Consider the following 9,831-nt stretch of genomic DNA (forward strand, 5'->3'; position numbering starts at 1 on the left):
GGCGTCATGTCAAAAGCAGTTAAAACCGGAAAGTGGCGACCATGTTCTGCATATTTTCAGCCATACGGGCAAGCGCGGTGCAGGCAGAAGCGATTTCCTGCATGGTGGCGGTCTGCTCCTCGGCTGCGGCGGAAATTGTCTGGGTGCTCGCGGCCGTTTCTACGGCGATTTGTTTTACATTGCCAACAGAATGGCCTACCTCACCGCTTGAGGCGGATAATTCCTCGGCGACCGTGCTGATTTCCTGGATTTCTCCGTTCAGGGCATCGATTACTGTGACAATGCTGCGGAACCTTTCGCCGGTGTCCGTAATTACCGTAATACCCCGGTTCACCTCGTCAGTGCCCGACTGCATGGCTTGAACTGCTGTTTGCGTGTCGGTTTGAATCAGTTGGATAATTTCTGAGATTTCTTTCGCCGCCAGTTGCGACTGGCCTGCCAGTTTACGGACCTCTTCGGCTACCACTGCGAAGCCCCGGCCATGTTCGCCAGCCCGGGCGGCCTCGATGGCGGCGTTTAAGGCCAGAAGATTGGTCTGCCCGGCTATTTGCTGAATAGCCGATACAATTGTGCCAATACGGTTGGAGTTGGCGCCTAATTGTTCTACGACGACAGCGGCATGGGACACTGAATTTTGGATCTGGCTCATTTGGTTCGTAGCCTCATTCACCGCCTCATTGCCCACCCGGGCTGCGGCTGAAGCCTCATGGGATTTAGTCAGCACCTGTTCAGAATTCCGGGCAATATGGGAAATCGCCTGGGTCATATCATTTACAATTGTTTCAGTTTGATTGACAACCCGAGTCTGCCCTGTCGCCCCGCTGGCGACGGATTCGATAGTTTGCGCCACCTGAGTGGATGCCTTAGCCGTCTGATCGGCGCTGGCAGTCAGTTGCTCCGAGGATGCCGCCAGCTGTTCGGCAGCTTTGGTTACCCCCTTCAGGATATTACGCAAATTGAGACTCATCTTGGTAAACGCCAGAATTAAGACAGTAATTTCATCCTGGCCCTTGTATTTGATGTTGACCGGTACCAGGTTGCCTGCGGCAATCTCACCGGCAACAGCGGCTAATGCCTGAAGCGGACGGGATATTCTCCCGGAGAATCTTATGCCAGTAGCAATAGAAAGAATGATGACGATTAAGCTCCAAACCAACAGTGTCAATTCTACCCGCCCGACCATGGCGTCATTCTCGTCAGTGCGCAGAATCATCCGCTCACTTAAAAAGGTTACCAAATCATTCATTTGCGTTTCGGCAGCCTTAGCCGTTGACGCACCCTCGGCAATCACTTTAACCGCCGCGTCTCGCCCCTGGGTGCGGCCGATGTGAATGGCCTTATCCGCTGCGGAATGATATTCGGCTAAAACCTGCTTCAGGTCGGAAGTTTTTTGCTTACCTTCGGGGGTAATCAGTTTGGTCTGGAGACTGTCCAGGGTTTTATCCATTCTGGACCGGGATTGGTCATATTGGACTATGTAGTTCTCCTCCCCGGTTAAGAGATAGGCCCGCACCAGCGAACTTTGATTGCGAAGCTCACCGTTGACGTCTTTCACCTCTACCACTAGCGGGGCGCTTCTCAAAATCACACCCATGTATCCTGCCTTGATGACCTCCAACTGATAGTAACCATATGCCAAAAGACCGGTAAATAGCAATACAATAAGACTTAACGCCAGTAGAATCTGTTTTCTGATGTTAATGTGCAAAACCCCTTCCCCCTATTTTGACAAAATTCTTCCTTAATAATAATCCTTTTTAAAACAGAAGAAACACCTAGTTTATCTATGATAAAACACTAGGTGTTTTCCTTCGGTTTAATCCAGCCGGTTAAAACCGGATAATAACAACATCTTTAGCATCTTTATGTTACAATGCATCTGCCGTCCTGTCAAGGCGACTCAAAGTCACAAAACTATCCGCCAAAGGTCCCGGCATCCGCCGCAATCCCCTCTCGGCCTCGCAGTCAGAGATGGCCCTTTTTCAAGTACCTGCTTGATTCACATTGCCCGCCACTGTCTTAACCGCCTTTTCAAACTGGGGGCGGGGAACCATGACCTGACGGCCGCAGCCCAGACATTTGATACGGATATCCATGCCGGTGCGGGTGATCTCCCAGCGGTTATTGCCACAGGGGTGAGCTTTTTTCATGATGACAATATCGCCTATTTCAAACTTAGGGATCATTGTGACACCCCCTGCACTTTAAAGTCAGCCGGCCATGATACCGGCGGCGGAATTTGCGCCTGTTTAAACTTTTCTAAGGCCTGCCGGCGGATCTGCGTCTCCACCGCGCCTTGTTCCAGGGGCCGGGTCCTGGCCGTCACCCGGATCAACATTTCAGCCGGCCGCAAATCAATAATCCCCACTATTTTAGGCTGTTCCAGCACCTGAGGCATTGTCCCCACATCATCGCACACCTCTTGCAGCAACCGCCACACCTGCTTTACATCGGCCTGATAGGAAACCGGGATATTGACGGCAGCCTGCATAGGCCCCCGGCTAAAATTGCTGACCCGGGTAATGGAACCATTGGGGATAATATGAAGCGTTCCAACCGTATCCCGCAGCTTCGTCACCCGGAAGCCGATTTCATGAACCGTGCCGGACATGTCGCCGCTGGTGATATAGTCGCCAACGGCATATTGGTCCTCCATGATAATAAAGAAGCCGCTGATTACGTCCCGCACCAGACTCTGAGCGCCAAAGCCGATGGCCAGGCCGATAATGCCGGCGCCGGCGATGATCGAGGTGGTGTCAATGGCAAATTCCTGCAGGATCATCACCAAAGCAATGAAATAAACCAGATAATGGATCAGGCTTTTTAACAGAGAGCTTAAGGTTCGGGCCCGCTTCTCCTCGAGATACGTTGTCTTGCCAAAAAGGCGGTCGACAATGATATCGAAAAAGCGAAAAGCCAGAACCGCTCCCGCAAAGATCGCCGTCACCCGCAATAAAGTCGTGCCGGCTGACCATAGTATGGCCGGAGAAAACAAGGCAGCTGCTTCATTCAACATAAATTTCACCTTTGCCGGTCGTTTCCACCTGTCCCACCATAGCGGCATAAACGACACCTTGTTGTAACAGGGCTTTCACTAGTGATTCGGCTTGTTCCGCCGGCACCGCCAGCAAAAGTCCCCCGGAGGTTTGAGGATCAAACAATAGATCGGCCACCGCTTCCGGCACACCCGGCTGAACCGTCACACCCCGCTGACCGAAGTAGGTGCGGTTCGCGTACGCTCCTCCCGGCACCAGCCCCATATGAGCGGCCTCCCTTGCCTGGGGAAAAAGCGGCACAGCCTGGCTGTGGATTCTGACCGTGACTTGACTGGCCGTGGCCATTTCCGAAAGATGCCCCAGGAAGCCGAATCCGGTCACATCGGTACAGGCATGGACCGTAAACCGGCCGGCAGTTTCAGCCGCTGCCTTATTCAGGGTCATCATGCTCTGAATCGCCTGCTGCCAGCCCGCATCAAACATCTCGGCCCGAAAGGCTGTAGCCAGCACACCGGTTCCCAGAGCTTTGGTCAGGATCAGCCTGTCCTGGGGCCTAGCGCCGGCATTGCGCCAGACTTTCCCGGGATGAGCAATCCCGGTAACACTCAGACCATATTTCGGTTCCGGATCATCCACGGTATGACCCCCTACCAGGAGCGCTCCCGCTTCGTTTATTTTATTCTGACCGCCTGCCAGAATAGCGGCCAAGGCTCCCGTCTCGAGCAATGCGGCGGGAAAAGCCACCAGATTCATCGCGGTCAGGGGACTGCCGCCCATGGCATACACATCACTTAGGCTATTGGCCGCCGCAATTTGACCGAAGGTGTAAGGATCATCGACAATCGGTGTAAAAAAATCCACGGTTTGGATTAAGGCTGTTGTTTCATTCAGGGCAAACACCCCGGCATCGTCGGAGGTTTCTATGCCAACCAGCAGACGAGGATCAGAAATCATTGGGAGTTTGCCTAAAACCTGAGCCAGAGACCCTGGCCCGATTTTGGCCGCTCAACCACCCTTTTTGGTATATTGGGTCAGCTTTATCATCGATCATCCCTCCCTTCCTGAAACAGTCAGCTAATGGGCAAGCCGCTGTTATGCTGTTAGAGTATTTGACAAGAGCCGGTGAAATCCTTTTATTTCACCCAATGGCCCTCTCTCGCATACCATAGCAGTAGTATTCGAGGGAAGAGGCGATACTATGTTCGACCCGTTGGAACGCCTGCCGATTGTTGACACGATTTTGTCGGATGTCAATGCTTTGGCCACGCAATTTAATACCTTAACCGCCGCTTATCGCCTGCTCGTGGGATCTGCCGAAGAAATACCGAGGATCAAAGGCGTGAACCCCGAAATTACCATGCGGGCTGTCCAGCGCATTGACCGCGCCGGAGCGCTCCTGGACATGCTGCTGGAGATCCTCTGCTATAAAGTTTCTTTTAGTACGGATTTTCTGGCTGTAACCAGCGCTCCGGTAGAGATATTCCGCCAGCTGCAGGAATGCTGCCAGCCAGTCAGGGCCTGCGACACCGCCAAACAGATCGTTGAGCTGGAAGCCCTGCGGCAGCTTCTCGGCCGCTGCCGGAATGAAGCCTGCTTTTATGATAAAACCTCTTTCCCACCGTATGTTCCTCCTCCCCCGATGCCAAAGCCTCCCGGCGCTAAACCTCCTGCCGGTCAGCAGGCTATTCCCTCCGACATTCAAGAAAAAATCATCACCGATATCGTGCAAAACTTGGCTACTGTGCTCAATCCCGAGACTACCGTGCTGCGGGATCCCGAGCCCACCGAGGCGTTACAGTCTGCCCCGCTGCCGCCGCCTGAGCCGCCAAGGCCAAGGTATAAATGCCGCCCGAAAGAACCTCCTCCCCCCAATGGCCTGACCCAGAGGAAAAGACTGGGTCAGCCGCCAAAAAAATGACAAAAAAAAGAAGCCCCGGATTTCCGGGGCTAAACTCATTTCACCGCCAAACAACTAACCGCCAGCAGCAGCATATTCCGCTCAAATTTAAGGCGCCTTCGCTCGCGCCGCATTTCTTTCTCCAATTGTTCTAAGGATTGCGAGGCCTTCTCTAACGAGTCCTGCGCTGTCTGCAGTCTTTTTTTCACTATCTGCGATTCGTGCCTCAACGTCAGCAATTCGATCTGCAACGCCGCCAACTCCTTCTGATATTCTTCCAGCTTCAGCCTCGCCTGCGCCAAGTCTGTTTTCGAGGTTTTCAAGTCTTTCTGCAGCGCGCTGCTGTTGCTCTCCAGCTGATTGAAGATTTGCTCGAGCCGCGTCAGTTCCGGGTCCGTTATCTCGGCCGCTGTAGCAGTAGAGGGCAGCCAAGCCAAGCAGAACAGCAAGAGCAATGTATAGATAGTTTTTCGCATCAATGGGTATCCCCCCCTTTCTCTAATAGATCTGTTTCAATGAGGTTCCCCAGTACGGCTCATCCCCTTCTCTCTCTGGAGTTGCGCCAGCTTATCCCGCACAGAAAGTTGGGGATGTATTTGCCATGGCGAATACGGCGTTTTTTTATAGACCCCTTGGCCCCCATCTGGGAACTGATATTTTTTTCTTTGCAAGCCACCCATGTGCCGGTGATGAAATCGGCAACGACGAAACCGGCCAGAGCCAAAATTCACATGTCCATGCCGCCTACTGCAAATGAAAAGCAGGCTCCGATTGCAGAGCCTGCGGCCATGAGTTTGAATTCGGTGAGGGTGTATGCGTTTTTGAGCCAGGCTCTCAGGGGATTCAAAAGTACCACCTCCTAAAGACAAAATAGGCTTTCTAAATCTTGTAGATATAACACAGAGCATAGTAGGGAGGTCTGTTTTCATGAGATTGCCCGCCACCAGTATTCCCAACTACCTTGTTATACCAAGTACCAGATCCTGAAAAATCAGCGTCTACGCGAGACGATGCACTTCCCCCGGGGTGCCCTGGAAAAGCATGATTATGGGACGGTATTTGATTTACGGTAAGGGTTACAGTGTTTGAACCGCCGGTATTCCCTACGCTGTATGAGCCACCCGCCCCCACGATAAACCGATCCCGCAAGTCCGGCGTGCCATTTTGTCCGTTACACAAAGTCCATCCTGCTGGGATGGTCGCAATTGACCCGCTCCACATACAAATCATACCGCTCGGCACAGCGTCTGCTCTGATCTGCGCTGGCGTTAAACCACCCACAGTCGCCGAATTACCGGTAATGTCCCCGGCAATTCTACCATTCCCATCCCGTCTGACCACCTTATTCGCCGTCACCGTCGCCACCGCATCCCCCAAGGCGACTGCCCCGGCCTGAACTGCCGTTACGCCATGGGGGTTATTTTGATTGGCCTGGTGTCCTGCGGCTGTGTCAAGCGCTTCCTCAACGTTTGTGCTTCCATAACTGACGGTTTTAGCCTCATGAGCCGCTAAAGCCGCCTCTATATGCATGGTCACCAAATCCGTTACCGCGCGGATATCGCCCGGCAAATTAGCAATTGCCTCATTATCTTCTGGTCTTGTCGTATAGGCCATAATTATCCACCTCCATATCCTTCTACTCTATACGTGATAGTACCGCGCCGGTAACCGTCTTAACCACTTCTACTGCGGTGCAACCGGCCATGTCGGATTATCCGGGTCGCAATTCGCAGGCATGTCCCGCAGGGCTTGGCGATAGATTCTCCAGGTTTCTCGCTGCTCATCTGTGACCGGGTAATCTATCATCATATATTTGTCGCTCGCGTCCAGCAGCCAGTCACGTTCCGTACGGATAGCAGCCATTTTTTCCTCGGCTGTAGGCACATAGGGAGGTTTCTGCACAGGCTTTCCGTCAGTACCCCGCAAGTATTGATTGGTGGCATATAATGCCTGTTCTTCGTCTGTGACAGGGATAAAGCCCTTCTTCAGATACGGCTGCAACTCTTCCTCATTGCTAAAATGGATATTAAATGTGATAGAGGTTTCACGTTCGCCGTTTTCATTAAACTTTGCATAGTGTCGGTTCATTTGATCAAATCCCTTCTTTAAATTATTTACCTTCCGTAGGATTTCCCCATATCTATATAAGATGCTGGATTTTAAGGTGGATAGAGCGGCTGGTTTTAACCGAATCCGTACCCTTCTTAATATCCTATTGCAAGCCAATTAAATCCAACGGTTAGAGTAAAATTATAACCTGCACCATTATTATCACAGAAAGCCATAAATTTTTGATTTGTTACATTTTTAGGGCTTACAGCCCATGTTCCTCCACCTTTTGGATGGGCTGCATTAGTTGCTACACCAGATACATGTACTGCTATATTAGGAAATTTTATAGGAAAGTTAATATTACTAGAAGTATTTGTTATAGATGTAGCAGGCAGTACGCCTTTTCCCCATTGGATGATTAACCCATTTCTGAATTTAACGTACCCATTCTGAGCCAAACTTGCCGCTACAATCCCGCCTGTCATCAACTGCGCCGCAGTATAACCGCCGACAGTAGCCGCATTACCCCCATTGGCCGCTGCCGTAATGTTGATGTTACCTGTACCATCAAAGGCAACACCATTAATGTTTCGTGCCATCTGCAGCTTGGTGGCGGTCGCCGCATTGCCGGTAATGTCCCCGGCCATTCTACCATTCTCATCGCGTCTGACCACCTTATTTGCTGTCACTGTCGCCACCGCATCCCCCAAGGCGACCGCCCCGGCCTGGGCTGCCGTTACGCCATGGGGGTTATTTTGATTGGCCTGGTGTCCTGCGGCTGTGTCCAGCGCTTCCTCTACATTTGTGCTTCCGTAGCTGACGGCTTTAGCCTCATGAGCCGCTAAAGCCGCCTCTATATGCCCGGTCACCAAATCAGTTACCGCGCGGATATCGCCCGGCAAATTAGCGATTGCCTCATTATCTGCCGGTCTTGTCGTATAGGCCATAATTATCAACCTCCATATCCTTTTACTCTATACGTGATAGTACCCGGCACATCAGTACCGGTAAGCGCATTGACCACCTTCACCTCGGCGCTGGTCAAGCCGGCGGAAATGACCTCGGCTCTTACGCCAGCGCCCATCGCCATTGGCGTAAATACCGGCATATTATCCGGTCCCTGTCCGCCTAAGAAGGTATGGCCGTAATGTACAGTTGTCCCTCCCGCCGGAATGATGGCGCTGCCGGTTTTTTCGACATCATCTACATCCACCGCTAGGTTAAAAACGCCAACCTCGATCGGGGAATTCGTCTGATCCATCGACTCCAGGATCACCTTGAAATCAAGGCAGCGGGTTGTCAGGGCAACCGGCGCGAATGCTTTCCAATCTTCAAAGGTCTCACCGTCCCGACTGTGGCGGAACCATAAGGCCGCTGAATTCCCGGCGCTCAACAGCGCCGTGGAAATAAAATCGGCGGCCAGATTGACCTTGATGCTATCTCCCAGGTCTTTTCTTGCCGCCAAATATTCTCCGGTTACCTGACCGTCCTGCAGTTTTAAAACCACCGACCCGCCGACCTGGTTGCATTGTACCGTCGGATAATCGCTGCACAGTCCCGGAAAAGTGAGACAGGTATATTGCGAGAGACCAAATTCCGTGTTGGTATGAGTCCCGCTTTGCAGCATCATTTCGTCGAAGGTTAAAATCACATTTTTCGGCGTTAAGCCGTAAATCGTCACTTCGGCGGTTGCCACGTCCTCACTGTAACGGCCGGCGTTGTTAATGGCTTTGATATGGTAACGGTAGGTGGTTTCGGTATTGACCGGGACGATCAGATCGCCGCCGGTAATACCCGTCTGGACCAAGGAGCCGTTGTTAAACAATGAGCCCTGTCGTATTTCGTAGCCGGCAATGTCACTAGCGCTGTTTTTGTTCCAGCGCAACTGAACATGATCGCCGTTTTGCAACGCCGTAAATCCAGTGGGAACAGCCGGGTATACTGCCGGAGTGATATTCGCCGTTGCCGGTGTTGCCGATTCATTGCCGGAGTTATCGACGGCTGTAACCCGGAAGGAGTGCAGCCGGTCTGCGGCTGCAGTATAGGTATAGGCGGTCATCTGGACCAAATTTTCAATGATCGCCGTACCTTCCCGGATTCGGTACCCGGCTAAATCCACATCGCTTACCGGCAGCCAGGACAAGTGTACCTTGCTTAAATCCGCAGGGTCCAGTGTAACCTTCAAGCCAGCCACATCCGAGGGCGGAACGTCTTTACCGGTCACATATACCGGGTGGGCTGTTACTCCGGGCGATACGACGCCGGCGTAACTAACGGCGCAAACCTTGACCAAATAGGTGGTTTGGGTCCTAACGCCGGGAATAGAAGCACTTAATGCCGTCATGCCGGCGGCACCCCATTCGTGCCAGGTCTGGCCCTCGTCGGTGCTGTAAAAAATTTTGTAGCCGCGGACCAGCTTATTACGCGGAATGAGCCAGGATATATTTAGGTTAGAGACCGTAGTCCCGTCTTTTTGCCGGAAGGTTTCCTCCGCTACGCTCACACTGCTGACTTCGATGGTTGTCTCCAACTGGCTGTATGGAATCTCCGGGATGTCGCTTGCCTCATTATAGATTGCTTCGATATATTCCAGACAGGTGATTTTCCGTCGCAGATCCTGATCCCGGCTGATGCTGAGCACCCGGAAGGGTTTGACTACCTTGTTGGTTTCGCCGAAGCTGTACAGGTCCCATTGCTGCGGCACTGTAGTTAAGGGTTGGATAAGCGTCACGCTATCCGTAGTGACTTCCTCCGCTACTCCCTGCACATTGACGGTGACGATGGTTTGCACCGCATCCGCCGTTGCTGCCGCCGGATTGGTAATCTGGACAGCCACCGCATAAGATCTTCCCGGTACCAGCGTAACCTCCCGGTCCAGCTGCAGCG

11 protein-coding genes are annotated in these 9,831 nt (G+C 52.4%); 1 reads left to right on the forward strand and 10 read right to left on the reverse strand.

Annotated elements, in window-relative coordinates; genetic code table 11:
* Positions 1-19: 19 nt before the first annotated feature.
* From ALO_RS01565 to selD, 4 genes are all read right to left on the reverse strand, one after another.
* Positions 20-1,708, reverse strand: a complete 1,689-nt coding sequence (locus ALO_RS01565; protein ID WP_004092117.1) for a methyl-accepting chemotaxis protein — start codon at positions 1,706-1,708, stop codon at positions 20-22.
* 274 nt (positions 1,709-1,982) lie between these two features.
* On the reverse strand, positions 1,983-2,186 hold the full coding sequence (locus ALO_RS01570) for a DUF951 domain-containing protein (protein WP_004092120.1): 204 nt from the start codon (positions 2,184-2,186) through the stop codon (positions 1,983-1,985).
* Positions 2,183-3,016 carry a mechanosensitive ion channel family protein gene (locus tag ALO_RS01575; protein ID WP_004092122.1) on the reverse strand — a complete coding sequence of 278 codons (834 nt, stop codon included), beginning with the start codon at positions 3,014-3,016 and terminating at the stop codon, positions 2,183-2,185. The genes ALO_RS01570 and ALO_RS01575 overlap by 4 nt, the downstream gene beginning before the upstream one ends.
* Positions 3,006-4,040 carry a selenide, water dikinase SelD gene (selD, locus tag ALO_RS01580; RefSeq protein WP_083821002.1) on the reverse strand — a complete coding sequence of 345 codons (1,035 nt, stop codon included), beginning with the start codon at positions 4,038-4,040 and terminating at the stop codon, positions 3,006-3,008. The genes ALO_RS01575 and selD overlap by 11 nt, the downstream gene beginning before the upstream one ends.
* A 154-nt stretch (positions 4,041-4,194) precedes the next feature.
* Here selD and ALO_RS01585 point away from each other — a divergent pair, with 154 nt between their 5' ends.
* Positions 4,195-4,914, forward strand: coding sequence for a hypothetical protein (locus ALO_RS01585; RefSeq protein WP_004092126.1), 720 nt, complete (start codon positions 4,195-4,197; stop codon positions 4,912-4,914).
* Positions 4,915-4,949: 35 nt separating this feature from the next.
* On the opposite strand, the gene ALO_RS01590 is transcribed toward ALO_RS01585, so the two are convergent.
* The 6 genes from ALO_RS01590 to ALO_RS01615 all read right to left on the reverse strand — a co-directional run.
* The gene (locus tag ALO_RS01590; RefSeq protein WP_004092127.1) at positions 4,950-5,369 is read right to left on the reverse strand and encodes a hypothetical protein; all 420 of its coding nucleotides are present in this window, start codon (positions 5,367-5,369) and stop codon (positions 4,950-4,952) included.
* 59 nt (positions 5,370-5,428) lie between these two features.
* Positions 5,429-5,617 carry a phage holin family protein gene (locus tag ALO_RS23715; protein WP_072031800.1) on the reverse strand — a complete coding sequence of 63 codons (189 nt, stop codon included), beginning with the start codon at positions 5,615-5,617 and terminating at the stop codon, positions 5,429-5,431.
* A gap of 155 nt (positions 5,618-5,772) precedes the next feature.
* On the reverse strand, positions 5,773-6,462 hold the full coding sequence (locus ALO_RS20645; RefSeq protein ID WP_202945713.1) for a tail fiber protein: 690 nt from the start codon (positions 6,460-6,462) through the stop codon (positions 5,773-5,775).
* 114 nt (positions 6,463-6,576) lie between these two features.
* Positions 6,577-6,981 (reverse strand): tail fiber assembly protein, encoded by a 405-nt coding sequence (locus ALO_RS21655; protein ID WP_004092133.1) that lies wholly within the window; start codon positions 6,979-6,981, stop codon positions 6,577-6,579.
* A 116-nt stretch (positions 6,982-7,097) separates the two neighbouring features.
* Positions 7,098-7,892 (reverse strand): gp53-like domain-containing protein, encoded by a 795-nt coding sequence (locus ALO_RS01610; RefSeq protein WP_004092134.1) that lies wholly within the window; start codon positions 7,890-7,892, stop codon positions 7,098-7,100.
* 5 nt (positions 7,893-7,897) lie between these two features.
* On the reverse strand, positions 7,898-9,831 hold a 1,934-nt coding region (locus tag ALO_RS01615), incomplete at its 5' end, for a phage tail protein (protein WP_040292490.1).

The organism is Acetonema longum DSM 6540 (genome assembly GCF_000219125.1).
In the GTDB taxonomy this organism is placed as follows: domain Bacteria; phylum Bacillota; class Negativicutes; order Sporomusales; family Acetonemataceae; genus Acetonema; species Acetonema longum.